Source organism: Candidatus Zymogenus saltonus (assembly GCA_016929395.1).
In the GTDB taxonomy this organism is placed as follows: domain Bacteria; phylum Desulfobacterota; class Zymogenia; order Zymogenales; family Zymogenaceae; genus Zymogenus; species Zymogenus saltonus.
This window is the reverse complement of sequence record JAFGIX010000086.1, coordinates 18,757-43,197: the sequence shown is the minus strand read 5'-3', so window position 1 is coordinate 43,197 and position 24,441 is coordinate 18,757. Positions and strand designations below refer to the sequence as shown.

At 53.3% G+C, this 24,441-nt stretch carries 19 protein-coding genes; 8 read left to right on the top strand and 11 right to left on the bottom strand.

Annotated elements, in window-relative coordinates; genetic code table 11:
• Positions 1-147: 147 nt before the first annotated feature.
• From JW984_15890 to JW984_15870, 5 genes are all read left to right on the top strand, one after another.
• Positions 148-1,542, top strand: a complete 1,395-nt coding sequence (locus JW984_15890) for a sigma-54-dependent Fis family transcriptional regulator (GenBank protein MBN1574679.1) — start codon at positions 148-150, stop codon at positions 1,540-1,542.
• Positions 1,543-1,839: 297 nt separating this feature from the next.
• Positions 1,840-2,475: a GspH/FimT family protein gene (locus JW984_15885; protein ID MBN1574678.1), complete on the top strand. Its 636-nt coding sequence runs from the start codon at positions 1,840-1,842 to the stop codon at positions 2,473-2,475.
• Between the two features lie 40 nt (positions 2,476-2,515).
• Complete coding sequence (locus tag JW984_15880; GenBank protein ID MBN1574677.1) at positions 2,516-3,334, top strand: type II secretion system protein; 819 nt, start codon at positions 2,516-2,518, stop codon at positions 3,332-3,334.
• Positions 3,335-3,817: 483 nt separating this feature from the next.
• Entirely contained in the window at positions 3,818-6,187 is a 2,370-nt protein-coding gene (locus JW984_15875; GenBank protein ID MBN1574676.1) for a pilus assembly PilX N-terminal domain-containing protein, read from the top strand.
• Positions 6,188-6,219: 32 nt separating this feature from the next.
• Positions 6,220-11,340 carry a prepilin-type N-terminal cleavage/methylation domain-containing protein gene (locus tag JW984_15870; GenBank protein ID MBN1574675.1) on the top strand — a complete coding sequence of 1,707 codons (5,121 nt, stop codon included), beginning with the start codon at positions 6,220-6,222 and terminating at the stop codon, positions 11,338-11,340.
• A gap of 77 nt (positions 11,341-11,417) precedes the next feature.
• Here JW984_15870 and JW984_15865 read toward each other — a convergent pair whose 3' ends face one another.
• From JW984_15865 to JW984_15855, 3 genes are read right to left on the bottom strand one after another with little or no spacing between them, the layout of a single operon-like run.
• The gene (locus tag JW984_15865) at positions 11,418-12,680 is read right to left on the bottom strand and encodes an ArgE/DapE family deacylase (protein ID MBN1574674.1); all 1,263 of its coding nucleotides are present in this window, start codon (positions 12,678-12,680) and stop codon (positions 11,418-11,420) included.
• Positions 12,681-12,698: 18 nt separating this feature from the next.
• Complete coding sequence (locus JW984_15860) at positions 12,699-13,409, bottom strand: hypothetical protein (protein ID MBN1574673.1); 711 nt, start codon at positions 13,407-13,409, stop codon at positions 12,699-12,701.
• Positions 13,396-14,145 (bottom strand): DUF5058 family protein, encoded by a 750-nt coding sequence (locus JW984_15855; GenBank protein ID MBN1574672.1) that lies wholly within the window; start codon positions 14,143-14,145, stop codon positions 13,396-13,398. Before JW984_15855 ends, JW984_15860 begins: the two co-directional genes overlap by 14 nt.
• A 159-nt stretch (positions 14,146-14,304) precedes the next feature.
• On the opposite strand from JW984_15855, the gene JW984_15850 reads away from it, so the two are divergent.
• Positions 14,305-15,105 carry a DUF4412 domain-containing protein gene (locus tag JW984_15850; GenBank protein ID MBN1574671.1) on the top strand — a complete coding sequence of 267 codons (801 nt, stop codon included), beginning with the start codon at positions 14,305-14,307 and terminating at the stop codon, positions 15,103-15,105.
• A 441-nt stretch (positions 15,106-15,546) separates the two neighbouring features.
• Here the strand turns inward: JW984_15850 and JW984_15845 are convergent, their stop codons facing one another.
• The 7 genes from JW984_15845 to JW984_15815 form a co-directional block, all read right to left on the bottom strand.
• Complete coding sequence (locus JW984_15845) at positions 15,547-16,320, bottom strand: cyclase family protein (GenBank protein MBN1574670.1); 774 nt, start codon at positions 16,318-16,320, stop codon at positions 15,547-15,549.
• 166 nt (positions 16,321-16,486) lie between these two features.
• Positions 16,487-17,653, bottom strand: coding sequence for an LL-diaminopimelate aminotransferase (locus tag JW984_15840; GenBank protein MBN1574669.1), 1,167 nt, complete (start codon positions 17,651-17,653; stop codon positions 16,487-16,489).
• Positions 17,654-17,719: 66 nt separating this feature from the next.
• Positions 17,720-18,490, bottom strand: a complete 771-nt coding sequence (locus tag JW984_15835) for a fumarylacetoacetate hydrolase family protein (protein ID MBN1574668.1) — start codon at positions 18,488-18,490, stop codon at positions 17,720-17,722.
• A gap of 187 nt (positions 18,491-18,677) precedes the next feature.
• The gene (locus JW984_15830) at positions 18,678-19,490 is read right to left on the bottom strand and encodes a 4-hydroxy-tetrahydrodipicolinate reductase (protein MBN1574667.1); all 813 of its coding nucleotides are present in this window, start codon (positions 19,488-19,490) and stop codon (positions 18,678-18,680) included.
• 34 nt (positions 19,491-19,524) lie between these two features.
• Complete coding sequence (locus JW984_15825; GenBank protein ID MBN1574666.1) at positions 19,525-19,662, bottom strand: hypothetical protein; 138 nt, start codon at positions 19,660-19,662, stop codon at positions 19,525-19,527.
• Positions 19,663-19,705: 43 nt separating this feature from the next.
• A complete protein-coding gene (locus tag JW984_15820) occupies positions 19,706-20,797 on the bottom strand; it encodes a DNA recombination protein RmuC (protein ID MBN1574665.1) in 1,092 nt (363 codons plus the stop codon).
• Positions 20,798-20,963: 166 nt separating this feature from the next.
• Entirely contained in the window at positions 20,964-21,332 is a 369-nt protein-coding gene (locus JW984_15815; GenBank protein MBN1574664.1) for a hypothetical protein, read from the bottom strand.
• Between the two features lie 271 nt (positions 21,333-21,603).
• On the opposite strand from JW984_15815, the gene JW984_15810 reads away from it, so the two are divergent.
• Positions 21,604-21,894, top strand: a complete 291-nt coding sequence (locus JW984_15810; GenBank protein MBN1574663.1) for a hypothetical protein — start codon at positions 21,604-21,606, stop codon at positions 21,892-21,894.
• 117 nt (positions 21,895-22,011) lie between these two features.
• On the top strand, positions 22,012-22,845 hold the full coding sequence (locus JW984_15805) for a tetratricopeptide repeat protein (GenBank protein MBN1574662.1): 834 nt from the start codon (positions 22,012-22,014) through the stop codon (positions 22,843-22,845).
• Positions 22,846-23,494: 649 nt separating this feature from the next.
• Here the strand turns inward: JW984_15805 and fba are convergent.
• The gene (gene fba, locus JW984_15800; protein ID MBN1574661.1) at positions 23,495-24,418 is read right to left on the bottom strand and encodes a class II fructose-1,6-bisphosphate aldolase; all 924 of its coding nucleotides are present in this window, start codon (positions 24,416-24,418) and stop codon (positions 23,495-23,497) included.
• Positions 24,419-24,441: the final 23 nt, after the last annotated feature.

Here is a 24,441-nt window from a genome sequence, read left to right as displayed (position 1 = left end):
GGTCAAACGCAAACTTGTTCGGCTGATGAAGGGGACAATGATTAGTTGAAAAGGGGGCGGCGTTGTTGTATAATTCCATCGGAAATGTAAGATACGGGATACAGACTCCATAAAGGGGCAGGGGATTTAAAAAGGGGCTTTTTGATAATGGACTACAACAAGATACTCGTGGTCGAAGACGACAAGGCGATGTCCGAGATGTTGTCCGAGTTCCTATCGGGAAAGGGGTATATCGTGGATATTGCCTCAAACGGCCAGAGCGCCCTTTCGATGGCGAGAGAAGGGGGCCACGATATAATCCTCACCGACGTAGTCATGCCGAAGATGGACGGTGTGGAGCTTCTGAAGAGGCTTCGCGTGCAGGATTCCAATACCCTTGTTATTATGATGAGCGCCTACGGAACCATAGACAGCGCGGTGGAGGCGATGAAGCTGGGCGCCTTCGATTACGTGTCTAAGCCCTTCAAGCTGGACGAGATCCTCCTGACCCTGAACAAGGCGAGGGAGAGCCGAATCTTGAGGGACGAGAACCTCAGGCTGAGGAGGGAGCTCGAGGGGAAGTACCGATTCCACGACATCATCGGCAGGAGTCCCAAGATGCTCGATCTCTTCGAGACGGTAAGAAAGGTCTCCGCCTACTCGACGGGGATTCTGATTACCGGGGAGAGCGGCACGGGAAAGGAGCTTGTCGCCCGGGCGATTCATTACGAGGGCGGCAGAAAGGAAGGCCCCTTTGTTGCGGTGAACCTGGCCGCCGTCCCGGAAAACCTCCTCGAAAGCGAGCTGTTCGGTCACGTCAAGGGCGCCTTTACGGATGCCACAAGGGATAAGCCGGGGCTTTTTGAGGAGGCCCACAACGGGACCCTCTTTTTGGATGAGATCGGCGAGCTCCCCCAGGCGCTGCAGGTAAAGCTCCTGAGGGCCCTTCAGGAGGGGGAGATAAGGAGGATCGGCTCGACCGGCACCAAGCGCCTCGATGTGAGGATAATCTCCGCTACGGCCATAGATATTGAGGAGGCGGTCAAAAACGGGGATTTTCGGGACGATCTCTATTACAGGCTGAACGTAGTTCCTCTAAAGATGCTTCCCCTTCGCGAAAAGATCGAGGACGTAGTGCCGCTGGTGGAGCACTTCATAAGTGTGTTCAACAAGAAGCTGAACACCTCCATAAAGGGGATTGAAAAGGGGGCACTGGCGAAGCTAATGAATTATTCCTGGCCGGGCAACGTTCGAGAGCTGGAAAACTGCATAGAGAGGGCGATGATCCTTACAGACTCCGACACCATAGGCGTTTCAGACCTCCCCGGGGAGGTGGTAAGGGGGACGGAGGAGATCGAAACGCCCTCCGATCCATCATCATCTACCTTCTCGATAAAGAAGGCCTCCCGCGATCTTGAGAAAAGGCTCATCTTAGCCGCATTGAAGAAGACGGGCGGAAACCAGACAAGGGCCGCGGAGCTTCTTGAAATCAGCTACCGGGCGCTCCTCTATAAGCTCAAGGACTACAATATAGATAATAAGGGCCGTAAAGGGGATGAATGATGGGAGCGCCTTGCGGCAATTGTGAAAAATTTTCACAGTCATGCTGAAAAAATGTAACAATCCCGTCGCTTTTTAAGCAATCCTTATTAGGAGGCCTTCTCCCTTGAAGCTGATAAAAAAAAGCGCAGTGATTACAAGGAGATAACAGAGAATCGCCCCGCGGTTTTCACCCCGCGCAGGCAATCTTGGCACAAATAATGCATATTATATAAATTGAAGAGGTGTAACATGGTCGATCAAAAAAACTTGAAAACAGGTGGTTCAGTAAAGACCCTTTCCGGATGTATCAATGCCGGTTTGAAAAGTCCATTCTTAAGGCGACTTTACGGCAAGGGCGGCTTCACCATACTCGAGATGTTGACCGTATTGGCCATTATAGCCATCCTGTCTTCCATCGCCGCCATTACGGCGACCGGAAGCATCGACCGCATGAAGGCCGATATGACGGCCAGAACCGTCGCTTATGCGTTAAATAATGCGAGGATTCGCGCAATCACCGAAAATAATAACTACATCGTGACATTCTTAACCCGAGACCCAGGATCTACAGACAAAAGCGGTTATATCATAGAAATCCACGATGACGACAACAGGAACGGCACAAAAGACACCGGCGAGAAGGTGGAAGAAGAAGAGTTGACAAAAGGGGTCCCCTTTGATCTGCCGGAAGGCAAAGACATCTACTGTACGTCTCCTACATCCAGCTCGATGAGGGATGGAATAGTCTTCCCGGGAAATAAGGTCACCTTCTACCCGAGAGGAAACGCCTCCGACAGCGGAGAGGTGTATATCTATCCCCTCACGAGCAAAGAAAAGGGGAGAAATTGGAATCGAAGGGCGGTATCCCTCGAAAAGGTGACGGGGAAACCAATTATATGGTTCTTCGACAAAGAAAAGAACAAAAACGGTAAGTGCCCATGGACGAAAAAGTAATGGGGAATACTGCTAAAATAGTAATGGAAGGAATATTAGGATGAAATTACAAAAAATTGCGGAATTCTTCAATATCTTCGGCAAGCCTCGCTCAAGAAAAAACGGATTTACCCTGATAGAAACAATGATCGCCCTTGCCATATTCTCGGTCGGCATTATGGCCGTGGGCGCAATGCTGGTATACTCAACCCGAACCAGAGTTACCAACAAACAGATAGAATACTCCGTTACCCTCGCACACGCCAAAATGGAGGAGTTGAGAAAAGTCGCAACAAAAGAGGTGGATATAAGATACAGCACCGTCCTTAATTTTAGCTACATCCTCTCAAGAGATCCCAACTACGGCACAATAGGAGGATTTGCCCTGCCAGGAGTCCTCTCCGGAGCCGCGGGACTTACCGCAATAACCAATGACCTGAATGCAAAACTGGCCTCAGCCAACATAACCGCGGATGACTATCAAAGACGTATGGATGAAGCGTTGATTATGTACGATGACGGAAACGAAAATCATGGGGACGAGAACGCCGGCGATGGGATATGGTCCTCGCTGGAATATGTTAACATGAATACCCTCGAAGTGAAAACATACGACCGGTTTAACGCAATGTCAAACGCAGAAAAGAGAAAATGGGGATGGATTATTAAACGTAGAACAATGATCGAGCCTATAGCCCTCCTCGAAGTGGCCGGCAGTGGCTCAAAGAGGACATTGTCTCACGTTACCCTTGCGACAGACGTTACCGACACAACAGCGGCCGATGTCGCAAAAGTGACCGTCGAGTGTACCTTTACGGATATGACGAAAAGAGAAAGAAACATTGAATTTGAGACCCTGATAGTGAGAAGCTCCATGTAAAAGGGCCGTAAAAATGATAAAAACTTCGGGGCAATCAGAGGATCCAAGATAATCAGAGATGAGCGGCGTTTAAAAGGGAAGGCGGGGGTTGGTCAGATGAAGGGGGGGAGGGGGGAATGGGAGATGATGAGGGGGGGATAATTGGGGAGAGATGGGGGATATCGGGGGGGCGGGGGAAATGGGGGGAATGATGGGAGGGTGGTTAGGGGGGACGGGAGGAGACGAGGAGGAGATGGGGAAATGAAGGTGGGGAGATGGGGATTTGATGAGCGGGGGGTGGGGGTTGTATGGGGGGGTTGATTATTGGTTGGGAGGGAGTAGTTGGGGAAAGATGGGTCAAAGAGGATTAATTGAAGATGGGGCAAAGGGGATTAATTGAAAATAAGCGGTTTGTTTGTCGTTGGTTTTAAAAAAGTTTTTAAGAGGGGTTGAGTCATGATACGTAAAATGTTTTCACGAATAAGAGAGAGGAGGAGGGATAAAATGACGGCAAAAAATGGGAAATTCAATAAGATCATAAAATCCAATAAGGGTTACATATTGATGCTCTCGTTGGTTATTATGATGACGCTTACGGTTATAGCCGTAGGCTACGTCACGAACGTCACCCTCGAGACCTCTATTGTGAGTAATTACGAAAAAAATCGGGATACGATGAACTGCGCCGAGGCCGGTCTCGAGGCCGCCATGCTGATCACCCACGATGAGATCATTACCCAGCTCGAACCCTTTTCCGGCACCGAGAGAACGACCTATAAAGAGGACAACGTTACAAAGCACAGCTATGCCTTCATGGACCTCTTTGACGACTGCAGCGGTTCGAAGGTGAAATACAGGATCATCCCGGAAAACCCGGATCCCCAGAAGAACCGATTCATCTACAGGACGTATACATCGTGCCAGGAGATTATCCACTTCGCCTATCCATACGCGGTGGAAGTCGTTGCGGAGCCCTCGAACAAGTCCGGGAGGGAATATCTAAAAAGACAGATAAGGATTCTCGAAACACCTCTGGTGCAGTACTTCGCCTTCTTCGATGACGACATTGCCTGGCACAACGGCCCTGTCATGAACTCCTGGGGCAGAGTGCATACAAACGGGAATATATGGTTCGGCCCTTCAGACATGATCTGGATCAAAAACTATACACAACCGGGTAGCGAAAGGGTTCCCCACTTCATTACCGCTGCGGGAACGATAAAGTGGAATACGATTTTCAACCAGGGCCACAGGGGCAACGGCATGAGGGTCAAGATCCACGATCTCGATATCATCGGGACCGAAAACCAGTGTCTCGCCACCTACGACGGCTTTGGGAACAGGACAAACGACTGCGACTACGTTCAGATCAATGTCGATATCGATTCAACCAACGCCGAAGCCCAGATGGATCGCTTTACGGACGAAAACGACTGTACATACGTGATGGTGGGAGTTCCCAAGTCCCCCACCATCCACTTTAACGCCCTTTTCAGGGAATCGTTTTACGAGAACAGGGCAAAAGGGCCGACCAGAAGCGAATACTTCGGCATTGCCATCGTCATCGAATACCCCGTCATTAACAACTGGCCCCCAACCTCAACGGCCGACGTCACCGGAACACTCCATATCTATGCGGCGACCAAGGACTTCGCCTTCGACTCCCCAAGCTACACGGACGGCGTAAAGGTTGAAGACGTTACGGAGGCGGTCTTTATGGCGGGCGATGGGTTCAACGTCGATACCGCGGGCGATGTGGGGGACGGGATAATCGTCTTTTCTCCGGAGACCGTTGCAAATCCCCTCGGGGGGGTGACATATCAGTTCCCGAGCAGCGATATGAACACATCCCAGCCTGATGGAAATTACTATCCCGTTTACCTTGAGAAGAACGACCAGCGTAATAACATGAACGGCGTTGCCCTCACAACGGTGAATCTAGAGAGGCTGGAGGAGTGGTTTTACGAGCACTACCTCGACGAGCAGTATGACGGCGACAAGAATGACCAGTCCGTTGAAGATTTTCTCATCGACAAAAATACCGGCGACCCGACAAAACTCCTCATATACGTTTCAAGAACTCCCACGGTAGCTGAGACTTCCTCCACTGCATGGGGGGCGTCCTATGATGCAACGACCGGCCCGCCAAGTCCGTACTACTCCAATAGACATACACAAGTGATGCAGGGCATCAAGATATGGAAGACCACCAAGCTTATTTGTCCCACGACATTTGTTTCAGATAATCCCGTCTATATCCAGGGAGACACAAACACCACAGAGACGAAGGGTTTTGCGGTTATCGGGGACCTGGTAACCGTGCTCTCCAACAGCTGGGACGACGCATACGTGGGCGGTACGGATTATTCCAATAGCTTTACCGGGGGATTCAGGGGACAAATCGGCGGAAGGCCCCCCGCAAACGACACCCTCAGAATGAGCAAGGCGGAAACAACCTATTACAATTTAGCCTTCTTCTCGGGGAGGGATGACCTCGACATCTATTCCGTCCGGGGAGGGACGGGTGCGGGGTCGACTTACTTTTCAGCCGGTCTGCACAACTTCATTACCAAGCTGGAAGATTGGGACGGCAAGGGGGAGTATATTAAAGGATGTTTGATTAATCTCTGGGACAGGAGACAGGCCCCGGGTCAGTTCAATTGTGACAATCCATGTCTTGAAGACAATTGCGGCTGTGGCACCTGCGCGCTGTGTCAATATAGTCCACCGAACAGGTTCTACGGATGGGACCCCGGTTTTCTGGATCCCACATACTGGCCCCCCTACTGCCCGTCGTCGTACGGCGTAGAGCGGGTGGGATGGCTCGAGGGAGAGGAGTACCTCGAAAAATTCATACAGAGCCCGAAAGATTGATTTTTGACAATAATTTGTGAGCGGGGGATAAAATGGAAAAGATAAGAAAACTGATTAAATGTTTCGGGTCGAAAGAGGGCTTCACTCTGGTCGAGATACTGATTACCGTCCTGATATCGATGATAATCATGGCGGCGGTCTTCGAGGTGTTCATCGCCCAGAAGAGAAGCTATGTGACCGAAGGGGCCCTCTTGGAGGTGGAAAACACCGGGCATTTTGCAATGGAATACCTCACCCGGACCGTACAGAACTCCGGCTATAATATCAAAAACGGCATGAAGATAGAGTCCGCATCGGATCACTACTTTACGGCGGTTATGGACGAAGATGACGACGGGGTGATTCAGGCGGACGAGATACTTACGCTGGCGATCAATACGCCATACCTCGATATGGAGGATGATACTCCACCGACGGAGATCGTCCACGACCCGGAGCTGAACACCCTCGCCACGGGCGGTCCCCATGAATACTATATGGACGTGTATTTCGATATGGATGGGGACGGAAATGTCAAAGATTCCGAGGTGATGTTGTGCGGGTACGATCTGGATGATACCGCGGACGATGATGCCATGGGTCAGATGGACGCGGTCAAGCTATACCTGAACGGGCCGCCATACAGCCTGTACAGATACACGTTTAAGCTGCACAATGAAAGCAATGTCTACAATGCCGCCACAAATCCCTATATTGTCAATCCCAAGCCGGACACCATTGCGGACAACGTCGAGAATTTCATTATTAGATACTACGATGAAGAGAACCTCCCGCTTCCGGTCACGACCGACGACAACGGAAACCGTATAGTTCCAAAACCTCCCTATATCCTTACGAGGGAGGAGATGGGAAGGATCAGGCGTGTCGAGTTTGATCTCCTGATAAGGAGCTCAAAAGAGGACCCGAAATGGAACGACGATGGTACATATCCGGTGGGATCGGTTGCTACTTATGAGTCGGGCCTGCCGAAAGGGTGGTCCTGCGGGGATTCAGGTTTTCGCGATCAGGAGCCGTTTCTCACAGACTGCAACGGCCTTACAGACTGGGAGTGCTTCATCTCGCACTGTAACACCAAGCAGTATCCGACATACGGAGAATTTATTCCGTATTCGGACCATTACCGAAGGCTCTTTCTCTCGGCCTCCGCAACACCGAAAAACCTGATCCTGAATCCGTACGGACGGCTTAACCTATCCGCCACTCCGCCGAAGCTGAGGTGTCCCGATAACGAGGTGGAGCTGACGGCGACCTTGAAGGATAAGGAAGGGTTGCCCATCGCCAACAGAAAGGTAAACTTCTATTCCACCGCCAATCTTTCCCTCCTCGACTATTCGGATGTCACAAGTGTCGATGGGGAGGGAAATCCGATGACCGACGCCAACGGCGAGGTTTCGGGAATAAAACTTAGGCCGGACGCGCCGACAGGAGAGGCGAAGAAACCCGTAACGATCACAATATCCGCCGACTCTACCATCACGGCAAATATAAACGGAGTAGATAAAGAGTTCCCTGTTTATTCTTCTATCACGGTTCCCTTTATTGTGGGGCCTCCGGCCACATTGGAGTTCAAAGATGTCGTGATTTCTGCCTACGCGTGTGACGATGCGCCTTATAAGGCCTTTGAGGTTTATGCCAAAGACTGCAACGGCTTCGAGGTCGACGGCGCCCAGATAGAATTTGAGTTTTACGACGGCGGCACCAGTGGAACATTGGGATCAAATCAGGTTCCCGGTAAATATTTCATAATGGAGTCGGGAGGGACAAGGAGCTATTTCGATTCCGGCGACCCTAATATAGCCCTTGAGGTCGAGGATGAATCGGGCATGTACAAGATATGGTACGAGGCGCCCAAGATAATGGATACATCCAAAACCTATCCCACATCCCTCGGCATAAAGGCAAATGCGACAAAGTATGAGGACAAGCCCTTGGCCGATCCCGAGCCGGACGGATGGGATACAACTGTGCCGACCGTTGCCAAAGAGATTGTCCTGGAGACGGGGCTGCGTCCCTTCTATATAACCGCGGATCCGCCAAATTATGACGATTCCGGATGTAGGGGAAATGACACCTATGTTTATGTCGAGGGTTTCGACTGCGGCGGGTATCCCGTCCATAAATCGTCGGAGCGCGATTACGAGATTTACGGAGAGGTGGAAAACATTGCCGATCCCTCGGCCGATACGTTCGGCGAGCTTACAAATAAAGAAGAAGATTCCCTGTCCCCGCCGCACTACCTGCCCTGGGACAGCGACAGCCTGAAATTCATAGCCAAGTATCTTGTAACGGGATGCGCCAACCTCGATGTGGTGGAAAGGATAAAGCTTATCGCCCACAAGGACACCTCCGGCACGGAATACACGGCCCCCGATGTTGATGAAAAGGAGATCGATGCAAGCCTCGCGGAATGCCCCGAGGGGCTCAACCTCGTTTTGAGGGCAAAGGGGCCGCACACCGATCCATACGGAAGTGGGGAGATGACGGACGGCTTTTTCAGAGACGGTTGTGAATACGACAACCTCGATATAGAGGCGAGAATAATCCTCAATGTCCCGCCCACAACCAACTGCGATGATGTAATCAACAACCCGGTTACGTTTACGATAACCGGCGGCAGCAGTAACGCGAGATTTCTTAACACCGGCACCGGTGTTTATGACCTGATAACGGTGCAAGTCTATTCCAATTCCGAGGCCAAGGCGATTATTCCGATAAAGCTTCTCAGCGGTTGTTCTCTCACCGAAATCACTATAATGGTACACACCGACTATGGATCATACTCGGCCACAGAGTATATGATCCTGCCTGTGGTTCCGGACGAGGTGCTCTTTATGTATCGGGACTCCTGCTATACCGAAAGGCTTACATCGGCTAACGCCTTAAGGACCGGGGACACCGTTTATCTCGAAGTGAGAGACTGTTGTAGAGATACCTCCGCGCTTCCGGATGATTTGACCGTTATGGTGTACGAGTGGACTTCCACGTATGAGGATGTGGAGTATGTTACCTTAACCGAGACGGGAAACAACACCGGCGTATTCAGGGGAAAAGTGTTGACAAGGGGGCTCCCCGCAGGCTGGGCCTCCACGGATTACGACGGCGTTCTTGATATAACCAACGCCGGGCACATCAATATGAGATATTGGGATACCGGCGGCACTTTGTACATACACAACGAAGCGGCCCCCTTTGTCCCGACTGTTGTGGATAGATGTGCGGGCGGGATCAAGATAATGGAAAACTTCTCGACAAGCGCAGACGACGGCCTTACCGACGACAAGGCGAGATTCCCCTTCTTCAACGAGAACTCCAGCGAGTGGAGCGGTTTTTCCACAGCCAACATCACGGAGAGCACATCTCCCGTGTTGGTCCCGGACGCCGATACATTTAAGCTTCTGATGATGCAGTTCTGCGACGAGTTCTTCATCTCGGGATCGGTACCTTTTAAGGCTCTCTGGGAAACGCCCGGAACGATGTTTTTGCCCCCGTCGGTACAGCCGCCGATAGGCTACGTAAACAGCGAGTCCTTTGTGTGGATCGATCTGGACGAGTCGGTTGTGGGAGAGGATAATTCCGAAATGGCATGGGATCAGTACACGATGAACTTCCGCTTCAAGTACATCGGAGGCCCCGATAAGCCCAGCTACGCTCCGGTCGACGAGGTAAGCGTAGGAGATTACTATCTGCCGTCGTCGGTGGATGAGGGGGTTATCATAATATTCAGGGCGGCCGGCGGCAAGGAAACCATTTCGGCGGTTGACGGCTCACCCACTATGGATGTGCTCAACAGGGGTTATTTCGTGGTGTGGACAAAGGACTCCAGCGGGGATCCCCTTGTGCGGTTTTACAGGGTAGACAATCCCAACTGGTCGTCTCCCGACCCGGTAACATTGGTTATCAACCAGGTTGGTAACGACGTGACGCCGGAGGCGCCGAACTACTTCACGAAGCAGTACGATGACGGCAACTATCACAGGATATATGGAACCTTTGATGGTCAGTATTTCGATATCTGGATAGACGACCAGAAGCTCGATTTCGGCACCATAACGGGATATTCCGCCCACGACAGGAACTTCTTCTACGGCACCGCCGGATTCGGCGTCAAAAACATCATAGCCAAGTTCGACAACTTCCAGGTGTGCGGTTGTCCGCCTTTGACCATAGTGGCGGATGACGGGACCTTCCCTGAGGGAGTGGAGGTTGAGCTTACGATAACCGATGTCCTGACCGGTTATCCGGCAATCGCCCCGGTCGCCTGGACGGTAACACCGTCAAACGCAGGAGAGTTCAGCAGCCCCTCGACCGGAACTACGGTGGGCTTTACGAGAGAGACGGGCGATCCGTTCCCCGAGTACTTCATGGCGACGGACGCAAATAATTGTATCGCCTACCTCTACCCTGAACCGCCGACCCCGGCGTGCTTCATTGACGACTTCGAGGCGGATAAGGGTTATACCCTGAATACTCATCCTACTGACAATTGGGATGTTTACGGTGGAAATTGGTGGATAAGGAATTTCAATGGATCGTGGGTGGTTGCAGAGGAGTATAATAGTGGCACGAAGCTGTTGATATTGAAAAATCCGGCCGCGGAGCCTTACTGGCAGACCAGCGTGGATCACGCTACTGGAACCGTGATAGGCACTCACGACAACTACAGCATGAAGGCGGATATCTATTTTGATGATGATGCTAGAGCCCCATCTGGGGGTACAATGGCGGGATTCATTGTAAGACTCCAAAACAACACACACTACTACACTGTGATGCTCAGAAACGAATATGGGGATTACGGCGACAACGGGGATGTGGATTTGAGGATCTCCCGTTACAACGGTTCTTGGAACTACAGGTTCGGCGTCGACATTTCAAACAGCACGAGCAGTCCGGCATTTCCCGAGGATACTCTTGTTACAATGAAGTTGGACGTAGATGACAACACGATACGGGTAAGGCTCTACGACTCAACGGGGAGCCTCTACACCTATACCGATACGGGAGGCCCGGACGCAGCCACCGCAAACGACGGCGGCAACGTGGACTTCACCTGGACCGATAGCTTGGATTTATTTAAGACCGGTCGGCCGGCTTTCAGGATATACAGCGACGGCGCAAAATATGACAATCTTGAGATATGCCCGAATCCTTAAAGGGGTGTGGATAGTAACAAAAAGGGGGGCCATCAAGCCCCCCTTCTTTGTGGGTTTTTACAATCTTCAGCTAACGGTCAAAACGCGATGTAATGAACCAGCTCCTTGGTCATGTCGATCAGGTCCTCGATGAAGATGAACTCGTCCGCCGCGTGGGCGAGGATGTTCGTTGCCCTGACGGCGCCGAATCCCGCCACGTCGAGCTTCTTCGACTTCATCACCTCCTGGACGAACCCGAGGTCTGTAGAACCGCTTATCCCTCCCGAGATGAAATACTCATAACCCTTTACCGCCTTCATCGCCGCCTTCAGCTTCTCCTGGGCCGGAGTTTCGGGGTCGAGCTCCAGGGGCGGGTAGGCGTGAACCACGTTGACCTTGACATCCAGAAGCTTTGACTTCTCCCTTCCCCTCTTGATCGCAGCAGTGATCTCGCCTATGACGTCATCGAATTTCTCTTCAATGATGTAGCGTCGGTTTATGGTCAGGACCGCCTCCTCCGGGACGATGTTCTCCTTGGTGCCGCCGTTTATGATGGCGAGGTTGAACATCGGCGTCATCTTGTCGTAGGGGTTTCCCGGCAGCGGGAAGGTGGGTATCCTGGAGAGCCGCTTTTCCACGTCGGCCTTCAGCTTTAAAAGCTCGTTTAAGATGGGAACCATCTCCTCTATGGCGTTTATCCCGAGGTAGTTCATGCCGGAGTGGGCGCTCTTTCCCATCGTCGTCATGTCTATCCTTATGGAGCCGGCGGCCCCGATCGTCAGAATCGGCTCCATCGCCCCGAGCTCCAGCCACAGGAGGTGCGGCTCAAAGTAGCCCTGCTCGGCCAGGTAGCGCGCCCCCGGATAGACGCCGATCTCCTCATCGGTGCAGAGACAGCAGTTCATCTCGTAGTTCGGCTCCAATCCCATGTCATATATGACCTTCATGGCTCCGATGAAGGCGGCAATGGCGTTCTTCATGTCAACGGTGCCCCTGCCGTACAGCTTTCCGTCGATTACCTCGCCCCCGAAGGGATCCTGAGTCCACTTCTGATCGGCCGCCGGCACCACGTCCATGTGAGCGTAGGCGGAGGCCTTCGGCTTGCCGTTTTTCACCGATGAAACGAGGTTCACCCTGGGGCCGCTGATCTTCCACGGTATCTGGGCGACCACGTCGTCCGGCATGACAACCCTCTTGTTGGTAAAACCGATCTTTTCGAACTCCGGCTCGACTATCTCTATCAGCTTCTCGTAGTTTTCCCCCGGAGGGACGGAGGTATCCACCCTGATCAGCTTGCTCAGGAGGTCGACGATGTAGCCTTCGTTCTTATCAACTTCTTGAAATGCGTCCTTGTAATCCATATCGATATAAACCTCCTTTTACATCATCCCCTCGCCCTTGACCCAGCCCTTCTTGTACATTATCCAGGCCGCGAGAATCGAGAGGACCACCATCGGCGGGATCACTATCGACGACGGGATCTTTACGCCGAGAGCGAGGCCGATACCCGCGATAATGAAGCCGAGCCCCAACGGCACGATCCCGAGCTTCGGCACCCTGAAGAGAAATACTCCGCCCAGCGCCCCGAAGAGGGCCGGAAGAACCTGATTCAGCGCAACCTCCATTGCTCCGCCCGAATCATTGATCTCCTTGATGAAGGGAATCAACAACAGGATTCCTACTATCATGACAAGCTCACTGGCGATTAGAGACCCCGCGATGCCGAGGGTGGAGACGACCTCCGCCTCCGCCGTCCCCTCTTTAGTCCCCACAACCTGCTGGGCCGTGGCGGAGACGGGAACCCTGAGGTTCAGGACGTTTCCTACCAGAAACGACATGTACGTGCCGCCGAGGCCGAGTATAGGGAAATAGATGATCGGCTCCAGAATACCCATCACGACCATGAAAGACCAAACGGCAATAAGCGCTTTCATGAGGGGTCCAATGGTCGGGGCCAGACCGTGAAAGAGGTATAGATAAAGACCCGGGAAAAAGAGGCATACAATGGCCACAAGTATCGTGATTCTCCCCGTGCGGTGAACCGGGACTATGAACTTTTCCTGAAATATCTGCTCCTTATTTGACGACATCTTCAATCCCTCCTATCCCAAAGAAGTGGAACATAAGGCCCGCGGCGGCCATGCCGCCGACAATCGCGAGCGCAAGGGCCCATTCCTTCAGCCAGTTCTGTTTTCCAACGGTGATGATCACGCCAAGAAGGCCCATGCATAAGAATCCTGCAAGGAGGGCGATAAGATTGGAGCCTCCCTTAACGGCGGGCTCCGCCACCATGTAGCCGACCGCGCCGAAGAAAGCCGCCGCCGTCATCACCTTCATCCACCCCTCGTCACCCCCGGCCACTTTGTCCTTCAGCCATTTGATCCTCGGAGTAAAAAGCGCCACGACAAGAAGGCCAAAGAACACCCCGAGGGACATCGTCCATACCACATTGGTGAAGACCTGTCCGTCAAATGTGCTGTAGAAATCGACAAGCCCCAGCGCCTTTGAGGCCAGTCCCGCCGCCATAAGCTCGTAGGTAACCGAGCCGATTACCGAGAGCCGCATCCACGGGAAGGGCGCTCCGAGCTGTGTCATCAGGATGGCAAGTCCCAACAGAATCGCTATCGAAGGGACCAGCGCCGTGGTGAAGCCGGAGCGGACGGCCCTCAGCATCTGCGCCTTCGTAAGGCCTATCTCCGTCCCGGCCCTAAAGGAGATGACTATCAGCCGGATCACCTGTACAAGCACCACCACGATAATTGCGCTGCACGCCACCCACATTCCGGGGCTGTTGGCAATATCGAGATAACTACCGCCATTTTCCATAATCCACCTCATTAAAAAAGTTAGAAAATCCCACTAATATGCTATTCATTTCTACCATAAAACATCAAAAAAGCAACGTAAAATGGGATAAAATTTTCAAAACAATTCTTGAAATATATAATATATATAATATAATCTAAAAAAAAGGAGGAAATGAAGATGATTATTCAAAGACCGGGTAAATATGTGGTCGTGTTTACGTTTGCGGTTATACTCTCGTTCATGCTCGTCCTCTGCGGTTGTGAAAAGTTACAAAAGGAGGATACCGCCCCTGGCCCGGAGGCATCGGGCCCGGAGGTCTCCGAGCCCGAGAAGCACGGCCCGAAGACCTTTAACTGCAAATTCAAGGCGGATTTCGTGCAGAAGATGAAGGAAGCCGGAGGGTGGAAGACAATTGCCAAAGGCACGACCTGGGAAAATTGTTCGAGCACGAGAACCGAGACGTCGATGGATGCGCCGGGAATGCCCGCGCCGATAAAACTCATCACAATTACCCGTCCAGACCTCAACCTCTCCTGGCAGATCTTTGAAAAGAGCAAGAAGTATGTTGAGCGCCCCCTTGACCAGCCGGTGTCCGGGGAGGGATTTCGGGATCCATCGCTCTATAAAAAGGTTGATGTCGACTATGAAAGGGTGGGGACCGAGACGGTAAACGGACACGACTGTGTAAAGTACAGGGGCACGGTCTCGATTTCCGGCGAGGGGCCTCAGGAGTTTTACGTATGGTCGGCGAGAGACCTAAAGGACCTTATCATAAAGAAGGAGTTTGTCATGGCCGACGGCTCTATCTACAGCTGGGAGATCGACAACATCGAGCTGGGCGAGCAGTCGGACGACGTTTTCGAGATACCGGCGGGTTATACAAAGGCCTCGGACGATGAAATTGGCACCCTTATGATGATGGAGGTTATGGGCGGGAAGATGCCGTCGATGCCGATCGTGCCGTCTGCCGAAGAGTAGGGCGGCCCTTCGGTTTCAAAATGACTTAGGGGTATTTTCTTGAGTATTTGTTCATGGAGCGACAGGCACATCGAATCGATGTCGATGGGGGTAGATAGAGGCACCGTTTTCACATATAGATATTGGGGTGGGTGTCTGCTCCCCCACTTTGCGGGGTGGAGCTGATAAATGCGTCGGGGGAGCGAGGGCTTCAAATATCCCCGCCGGCCTGATAGATTTGGGGCGGATTTTGTAATCGGATATTCCTTTCGCCCCGTCGGCCCGACCGCCCCTTCCGTAACGCAAATAAAAAAATGGGGGGATGTCTTCCCCCCATTTTCCTTAAGACAATCGAGAGTTCCCGGCCCCTTTGCCAAATCAACGACGGGACCCCATCAATTCTAAAATCGAGGTCGGCCCCAATCTCAAAAAAACCACCCATTCAGAAGGGGAGGGCCTTCCCTACAGCTCCGCCACCGCCCTTATCCAACCCGCCGATGCGCCCTTTATCTTTATCGGGAAGCAGTAGAACGTAAAGCCGGTCTGGGGGATCTTGTCGAGGTTCGTCAGCTTCTCTATCTGGAAGTAGCCCTTCTCGATCCCGGCAAAGTGCGCCTCCCAGATAATGGAGGAGTCCTTCGTCTCGGCATATTCCTGGGCGATGAAGGGAAGCGGCCTGTCCCAGCTCCAGGCGTCTGTGCCGACGACGTTGACCCCCATGTTCAGGATATGGAGGGTGGATTCTCTGCCCATGCCGCACCCCCTGAGGAGATACTCCAGCTTTCCCCAGAACTTGTCGGCGCCGGTCATGATGAGGACCGCGTCTCCCGGCTTGATCTTGTAGTCGATCCTCTTCAGCTCCTCGTCCACGTCGTCCGGGGTGATCTTGTAGCCGTCGGCGAACCTCCTGAAGTCGAGGACCACGCCGTCCGAAATGCAGTATTCGAGGGGCATCTGGTCCACCGTCAGGGCCGGTTTCCCCTTGTCCTGCTTCGGGTGGTAGTGCCACGGTGCGTCGATGTGGGTTCCGGCGTGGGTGCTGACCTCGAGGAGCTCCACGGCCCACCCCAGCCCCTCCGGGAGGTCCCTCTCCGGCACGATCCCAGGGAAAAAGGGGATCATCGTCTCGGCGCCCTCCTTATGGCCGACGTACCTGATCTTAGGTATCATCAAAGGCGGGTCGGAGGGAAGCCCGTCCTCGATTGCGATCGAAAGGTCAACGAATTTCCTTGCCATGATTCACTCCTGAAAAGCTGATGGTTTTAGTAGGTAAGTCGGGGGCAAATCCCCCCGGCGTTAAATACTACAGGCGGAAGACCCTTGAGCTGCCCACTAGAAAATTTAAAATTCTGCCCCCCTCGGATTGAGATTAATACATAGGGACGGCAGCCCGACAAATACTTCATTTCATCGCGGAGACGATCCGCTCCCCCGCCTCCTTGAGCCTATCCTCGGTGGTGCAGAGGGTGAGTCTTATGTACCCCTCGCCGCTCATCCCGAATCCGTTTCCGGGCGTGACGACGATGTTCGCCTTTTTAAGGAGGAGCTCCGCGAACGATTCGGAGCTCTCCCCGTCGGGGGTCGATACCCAGAAGTAGAAGGTCGCCACGGGCTCGATAAAGTCGAGGCCGGCGGCCGAGAGCGCCTCGGACAGCACGTCTCTCCTCTTCTGGTATATATCCCTTATGGGGGCCGAAAGCTCATCGGCGTTTCTGAGGGCGTAGGCGGCGGCGTACTGGATCGGCTGGAATATCCCGGAGTCCATGTTCGACTTCGCCTTGCCGAGTCCTCCGACCGCCTTGCTGTTGCCCACGGCAAAGCCTATCCTCCAGCCGGTCATGTTGAAGGTCTTGGATAGGGAGTGGATCTCCATCCCCACGTCGGTAGCGCCGGGGGTCTCCAGAAAGCTTTTAGGCCTTTTGTTGTCGAAGTAGAGCTCGGTGTAGGCGGCGTCGTGGCAGACGATGACGTTGTTCTTCTTCGCAAAGGCCACCACCTCCTCGAAGAAGCCGTCGGCAGCCGGAGCGCTCGTGGGGTTGTTTGGGTAGTTGAGGTACATCAGGACGGCCCTTTTTGCGACCTCCTTGGGGATCGCGCCGAGGTCCGGCATAAAATCGTTTTTTGCGAGGAGGGGCATATAGTGCGCCTTGCCCCCCATGAATGCGCTCGTTATCGCGTAGACCGGGTAGCCCGGCTCCGGGACGAGGACAACGTCGCCCGGATTTACAAAGGCGACCGGGATGTGGGAGATCGCCTCCTTTGACCCGATGACCGAGAGCACCTCGTCCTTATAGCTCAGCGAAACGCCGAACCGCTCCTTATACCAGTCGGCGCAGGCCTTTCGGAACTCCTCCATACCCTTATAGAAGGGGTACCTGTGGTTTTCTCCCCTCTCCACCTCCCGCCTTATCACGTCAACGATAGGCTTCGGTGTGGGGATATCCGGATCGCCCACGCCGAGGTCTATGATGTCGACGCCCTTAGTCGTCATCTCGTTTTTTATGGTGTCGATTTTGTCGAAGAGATAAGGAGGCAGGCTCTTTATCCTTCTGGCATAGTCTATTTTCATACTAACTCAATCCTCTCGGAAAAAACCTCAAATGCGCTATTTCAATTATCTGATAAACTGGAACAATCAGTCCAGCTTCTTGTCGGAGGCGGCTCTGTTCTTCAAAGTTCCGATCCTCTCAATGGTGATCTCCACAACGTCGCCCGATGTGATCGGCCCTATCCCCGGCGGGGTTCCCGTGGCTATGATGTCCCCTGGGAGGAGCGTCATCACGTTCGATATGAAGGAGACAAGCTCGAAGGCGTTCCAGTTCATCATCTTGGTGTTGGACGACTGGACGACCTTCTCATTTACGGTCGTCTCTATGGCGAGGTTCGTCGGGTCAAGCTCGGTCTCGACCCAGGGGCCGATGGGGCAGAACGTATCGAAGGACTTCGCCCTCGTAAACTGGATGTCGGCTATCTGGAGGTCCCTCGCCGTCACGTCGTTCAGACAGGTATATCCAAAGATATAGTCCTTTGCCTTTTCGACTGTGACCTTTTTCGCCTCCCTGCCGATCACGATCCCCAGCTCCCCCTCGTAGTCGACCCTGGCGCTGCTCCCGGGAAGCACTATCTCCTCGCCCGGGCCTATGATGGAGGTCGAGGGCTTTATGAAGAGCATGGGGGATTCGGGCATCTTCATCCCCACCTCCTCCGCGTGATCGAGGTAGTTCAGTCCCACCGCCACCACCTTGGAGGGCGTTGAGGGGGCAAGGAGAATGACCTCCGAGAGGGGGTATCTGATCATTTCGAAATCGTCTTCAAAGGATTCTTCGTCCCCCATGTCGACGATCATATCCTCCTCGACCATTCCGTATTTCACGCTTTCATCCGCGAAGAACCTGACAATCTTCATCCTTCTCCTCCCATGTATTTCCCATCCTGCAATATCAATTAATATCTCAACAATATTGCCTTATCGATTTCCCATCTTTTGCGACATCGCGACACCGCCATATACACATAATATGGGGGCAAAAAAACTTGTCCTACCCCCCCTTCCACTATAAGACCTTTGCTTGAAGCTTAATGGATAGCAGCCCCTAAATCCCCAGAACGTCGCTCATGTTGTAGAGCCCCGGGGGTTTCCCCTTTATCCACTTGGAGGCCCTCACGGCGCCCCTGACGAAGTTCATCCGGCTGTGGGCCTTGTGGACGAGCTCCAGCCTCTCGCCGATCCCGCCGAAGATCACGGTGTGCTCCCCCACGATGTCGCCGGCCCTCACCGCAAACACCCCGATCTCCTTTCCCGTTCTTTTCCCGATGACACCCTCCCGGCCGTAGACGCCCACCTCCTTCGGATCCCTCTTCAGTGCCTTCGAGATTATCTCGAAGAGCCTCTTTGCCGTTCCGCTGGGGGCGTCCACCTTCTGGTTGTGGTGGGCCTCCACTATCTCCACATCGAAGTCGTCGCCCAGAAACTCCGCCACCTCCCCGGCGAGCTTGAAGAGAAGGGTTACACACATGCTCATATTGGGAGCCATGACGATCGGGATCGCCTCAGAGTGCTTTTTTATCTCGGCCACGCCGGCGTCGTCTATTGCTGTGGTGCCTGTGACGACGGCGACTTTTTTATCGGCGGCAGCTATGACCGCCTTCAGGGTCGACTCCGGCGTCGAGAAGTCTATAAGTACGTCGGCCTCCTCGATCGCGGCCCTGATATCATCGGTGATCGGAACTCCCAGTTCGCCCGCTCCCGCTCCCGTTCCGGCGTCCGTGCCGACGGCGGGGTTCCCCGGCGCCTCGGCGGCTCCGGTGAGCTTCAATCCATCATCCGTGGAGACCGCTCCGATGACCATCTTTCCCATCCTCCCCGCCGCCCCCGTCACAGCGATATTTATTTTAGCAGGCGTCATCGACCCCCTCCTATCTCAAGTAGTTCGTATCTCGTCAGTCCAACAAAATCCTGCGCTGTTTCAAGTATCCGTAGTCCGCGCCTCCCGCCTCTGCATTTACCTTTCCGAAGCGGTGCGTAAAAAGACTCAATACAACAATATCAAAAAATGCGACGGCCGCACCAAAAACCATCCACTGCAACTCCCATTGAAGCTCTCTTTGTCAACCTCCCCCGTTAATCCTCTTCTATCGCCTTTGCGCCCCCCGGCGGCCCGCTTACCAGCTTGTCCTCGAACTTCCCGAGCTTTCCCCCGGCGTCGTCGTACTTGCTCCGGGCGTTTTTCAGGTGTGTGCCCAGGGTGTCGAAATCCTCCTTGAATCTGGTGAGGTCGCTTTTCAGCCGCTCGAGGTGACCGTACATCAGCCGGGCGCTCTCCTCTATCTGAAGCCCCTTGAGCCCCATGACGATAGCCTGGAGGTAGGCGTAGAAGCTGTTCGGGGAGACGGGGATCACCCTGTTCGCCAGGGCGTAGCTTAGAATCGACTTGTCGCCCCCCAGATCCTCGTCCCGGATGATCGTCTCGTAGTAGATGTTCTCCGCCGGGATGTACATGAGGGCGAACTCGAAGGTCCCCTCGTCCGGGCGGATATATTTTTGCTTTATGTCGTCGATGTGTTTTTTCACGTCCCTTGCGAAGACCGCCCTGAGCCTCTTCTTATCCTCCCCCGTCTCTGTTATATATTTCTTGAAGTTTTCCATGGGGAACTTGGAGTCGACCGGGACGAGGCCGCTTCCGAGCTTGATGACGGCGTCTACCTTCTCGCCGGTGGAGAAGGCGAACTGGGTCTTGAAGTTGTTGGGGGGAAGTATCTGCCTCAGGAAGTCCTCGAGGAAGAACTCCCCCAACCCGCCCCGAAGCTTCGGGGCCTTCAGGATATCCTGAAGCTCCAGGATGTCTTTTCCCACCTCGAAAATCTTCTCCTGGGCGCTCTCGAGGCCCATGAGCGATTCGGTCACTTTTTCGAGCCTCCTGTCCACGTTTTCCCTGGTCCTGTCCATGGTCTGGCTGTTTTCCCTGAGGCGATCAGCCACGGCCCTGGCGTTCGCCTCGAGCCGCTTATCTATCAATCCCTGGACGCCCTTGAGCTGTTCGTTGACCTTCCCCATTACGTTGAAGAGCTGGTCGTTCACCGCCTTGGTGTTCCTCTCGAACACCTCGGCGAACTGACGGTGCAGGTCCGTCGCGGCGTCGTCTCCGGCCCCCCTGCCGCGTCCCGTTCGGAACAGGATGACGGCGACAAAGATGACGAGGAGGACCAGCAGCAATAACAATATCCCGACAATGACGGGGGCGTTTTGTTGAAGAAAATCCATGGCACTATATTAACAGCTTTTGACAGACGTGTAAATCCTTTTCTCCCGCCGTTTTGATTTTGAGTAATCGGCGTTGCTGTTGCGGTCGAAATGATCATCGATTAATGTTGGGGCCTTTCTATTTCCCCATCGACTTTTTGTTCAAGGCCTCGAGTATGATGAAGTAGAACGACTCGATCTTTCTCAGCCGGTTCTCGTACCACGCGTAGTAGAAGACGTAGGGGATTATCAGGATCAAGAGCAGCCCCTCGAGGAGCATCAAAGGGAAGGAGTACTCGCCCCCCGCGAGGGCCTGGGGGAGTATTATGAAAAAGAGGATAGTGACGAGGGCAAAGGCCCCGAAGTGCATCTTTCGTTCCTCCTTGAAATACTCGATCTTCTTGTCGTGGACGGAAAGGAGCCACGAGAGCTCCTCTTTAGTCAGCCTGTCGATGTTTCTGAACTTCTCCTTCAGGTGACGCTCGTAAAAGGCCATCGTCATGTTCACGGCACCCTCCTTTTATCTACCAATTGACCGTCGGGCAGTCGGCCGATAATGGATATTTGGTGGAATGTATTTGGGCATTTTCTTAATTATATGGAACAAAAACGCTTCAGTCAAGGTCTATGGAGATTTGAAATGGAAGAAGAGCTCCTTTAAATAGAGTACGCTTCATTTGACACCGCCTCCACTAATCTCTATAATAAAAAGATGGGAAGTTTTGGAACATAGGATTTGACGTCTTTGAACCTTTACGACAAACAAATTGGAGGTTGCCATGAAAAGGTGTATTTTTATTTTGGTTTTGTTTGCAATCGCGATCTTTTCCGCCTATGCCTTTGCCGAGGCGCCGGAGATATTCCCTTCGGAATCGATTCCACCGGGGGCCGGGGAGCTCGTCGACGTCAGCACGGTAGGTTCGAGCAGCGCAAACTACCTTATCCTCTACACGTTCAGGGATCCCTACGGGAAGCTCGTTACGTATGCGTTTCACGTTGGGGGGTCGAGGGTGTCGGATGCGGGCGATTTAACGGTGAGGCTCAGTCACATCATATGCCCGATGAAATAGTCTCCTTTCCACCTCCGGAATTTATCTGAATTGATATTTGGGATTGACATTTCAGATTGATATTTTGGAGCGGATCGATTATAATCGGAACGGAAAATTGCCAAGGAGATATATTTGTTGAAAAAGTCATTGAAGAAGCTTTTTTACACGGCTTTTATCCCTTTTATCGCTCTCATTGTAGTTTCCTGTGTTACTCCCTTCAGGGTTGGGGAGCCTGACACGACGGCGGTGGATGAAGACAAGATCAACGAGGCGAAACGGCACTACAGCCTCGGGGTCATAGCGTACGAATCGAAAAATTACGACGAGGCTCTCATCAACCTCAACAGGTCCCTCGATCTATATGGGGGAGACACCGAGGGGGAGGCGAAGGTCCGCCTCAAGAGGGCGCAGGTCTACTCGAAGCAGGGAAACCTCGACCTCGCGACGGCCGATATAAAAAGGGTCATCGCCCTTTCATATAATTTGCCGGAGGCCCACTACGAGAACGCGGTTATCTACTACAAAAAGGGCGACACCGAAGGGGCCTTGAAGGAGCTCGAGACCGCAACGACCATAGACGAACGATATGCCCCTGCCTACAACCTGAAGGGTATAATCTACAAATCGACGGGGAAGCTGGAGCTTGCCCTTGAGGAATACGGAAAGGCGATAATCAACGATGACACCTTCGCACAGTCCTACTTCAACAGGGCTCTGGTCTATTTTGAACAGAAGAACTATACCTCAGCCCTGACCGATTTCTCGAGCGCAATATCGAAGTATTCGGAAGGCCAGAAGGAGTACATGGCTTATGCGTACTGCAAGAGGGCCGAGGTCTTTATGATGCTGGGGAATCCGAAGATGGCCGAGCGCGACAGAGACAAGGCGAACAAGCTCCACCCCGGTCTGTGCGGAGAGGGGATTAATAGGGAGCCGGATTGGGGGAAGGGGGAGTTCCGCTCCGATTAGGGTCTCGAAGATAAACACCTTTTTGGGAACATCTGCAAGAGGAGATTGACGACAGGGTGGAAAGCAGGACTCAACGTTGTCGGCTGCGGGGGGGCATAGAAATGAAGGGGGGCCGTTTTGGGGGTCGATTGAAATCGCAGGGGGAGGGTCAGGGCCTCTAAAGATTCAGGGTGGACATTTTACTGGATTCCCGATCAAGTCGGGAATGACATTCAAAGATTCCCTGTCTGATTGAAGACGGAGGGGAGCGCCATCAACACGAAGGGGGGAGCAGCATATCTTGTTCAACCGGAGGGCGGTGTTGAGGGAGATAGGTTTTCGATTGGCTCAAGCTTCCTGTAAATAATTTGCGGAGGGGGAAACCCCTCCGCGCTAATCTTTTTATCCCGTCTTATCCGAATTTCCGTTTAGGCACATTTATTTGCCCGAGTTTCCGATGGCCGTCCCCCGTCTCCGCAATCCCTGTCTCTCCGCCCCCCGTCTATCTGCCCCTATCTCCCAGCCCTCTGCCTGATTGACGAAATTAATGATATATGGGTTCCCAATGAAACCGGTTCATCGATCCGCCCGACAACGGGGCCTTTGTCTTCGTCACAACACAAAAATTCCCTTCAACTCAAAGGCTTAATCCATCAAACGGAAAAACCAACTAAGCCTTGCCGGCGCACCCCAGGACGTTTTTGAGCTTGTGCCTGACAACCTCTTTGATCGCCTCCCTTGCGGGGCCGAGGTATTGTCTCGGGTCGAAGTCCGCGGGGTTTTCCGCCATGTATTTTCTTATAGTGGCGGTCATGGCGAGCCTCAGGTCGGTGTCGATGTTCACCTTGCAGACCCCCAGTGCGGCGGCCCGCCTTATCATATCCTCCGGCACGCCCCTGGCCCCGGGGAGCTTCGCCCCGTACCTGTTTGCGGTCTCCACAAGCTCCGGCAGCACGGAGGACGCCCCGTGGAGCACGAGGGGATATCCGGGGAGTTTTTCGGTGATCTTCTCGATCCGCTCGAAGTCGAGCCTCGGCTCCTCCTTGAACTTGTAGGCCCCGTGGGAGGTACCGACCGATATGGCCAGGGAGTCGCACCCGGTTCTCTCCACGAACTCGACCGCCTCGTCAGGATCGGTAAAGACCGACTCCTTGCTCTTCACCGCATCCTCGATTCCGGCGAGCTTCCCCAGCTCCGCCTCCACGGGCACTCCGGACTTCTTGGCGTAGTCCACAACCTCCTTTGTGAGGCGGACGTTCTCCTCGAACGGAAACTTCGATCCGTCTATCATCACAGAGCTGAAGCCCCCGTCTATGCACGACTTGGCGATCTCGAAGCTGTCCCCGTGGTCGAGGTGGAGCGCCACGGGAAGATCGGTGGTCAGAAGGGCCGCCTCGACAAGCTTGATGAGGTACTCGTGGCGGGCGTACTTCCTCGCCCCGGCGCTTACCTGAAGTATTAATGGAGCCCTCTCCTCAATGGCCGCCTCCACGATCCCCTGGATTATCTCCATGTTATTGACATTAAAGGCTCCGACGGCGTATCCACCCTTATACGCCTTTTCAAACATCTCTCTGGTTCCGGTAAGTGGCATTTGTCTCAGCCTCCTTATTAAAT

Excerpts from the sequence above, each read along its gene's own strand:
- JW984_15890 (MBN1574679.1), top strand. The coding sequence starts at position 148 with ATGGACTACAACAAGATACTCGTGGTCGAAGACGACAAGGCGATGTCC.
- JW984_15880 (MBN1574677.1), top strand. The coding sequence starts at position 2,516 with ATGAAATTACAAAAAATTGCGGAATTCTTCAATATCTTCGGCAAGCCT.
- JW984_15875 (MBN1574676.1), top strand. The coding sequence starts at position 3,818 with ATGACGGCAAAAAATGGGAAATTCAATAAGATCATAAAATCCAATAAG.
- JW984_15870 (MBN1574675.1), top strand. The coding sequence starts at position 6,220 with ATGGAAAAGATAAGAAAACTGATTAAATGTTTCGGGTCGAAAGAGGGC.
- JW984_15865 (MBN1574674.1), bottom strand. The coding sequence starts at position 12,680 with ATGGATTACAAGGACGCATTTCAAGAAGTTGATAAGAACGAAGGCTAC.
- JW984_15860 (MBN1574673.1), bottom strand. The coding sequence starts at position 13,409 with ATGTCGTCAAATAAGGAGCAGATATTTCAGGAAAAGTTCATAGTCCCG.
- JW984_15855 (MBN1574672.1), bottom strand. The coding sequence starts at position 14,145 with ATGGAAAATGGCGGTAGTTATCTCGATATTGCCAACAGCCCCGGAATG.
- JW984_15850 (MBN1574671.1), top strand. The coding sequence starts at position 14,305 with ATGATTATTCAAAGACCGGGTAAATATGTGGTCGTGTTTACGTTTGCG.
- JW984_15845 (MBN1574670.1), bottom strand. The coding sequence starts at position 16,320 with ATGGCAAGGAAATTCGTTGACCTTTCGATCGCAATCGAGGACGGGCTT.
- JW984_15840 (MBN1574669.1), bottom strand. The coding sequence starts at position 17,653 with ATGAAAATAGACTATGCCAGAAGGATAAAGAGCCTGCCTCCTTATCTC.
- JW984_15835 (MBN1574668.1), bottom strand. The coding sequence starts at position 18,490 with ATGAAGATTGTCAGGTTCTTCGCGGATGAAAGCGTGAAATACGGAATG.
- JW984_15830 (MBN1574667.1), bottom strand. The coding sequence starts at position 19,490 with ATGACGCCTGCTAAAATAAATATCGCTGTGACGGGGGCGGCGGGGAGG.
- JW984_15825 (MBN1574666.1), bottom strand. The coding sequence starts at position 19,662 with ATGGTTTTTGGTGCGGCCGTCGCATTTTTTGATATTGTTGTATTGAGT.
- JW984_15810 (MBN1574663.1), top strand. The coding sequence starts at position 21,604 with ATGAAAAGGTGTATTTTTATTTTGGTTTTGTTTGCAATCGCGATCTTT.
- fba (MBN1574661.1), bottom strand. The coding sequence starts at position 24,418 with ATGCCACTTACCGGAACCAGAGAGATGTTTGAAAAGGCGTATAAGGGT.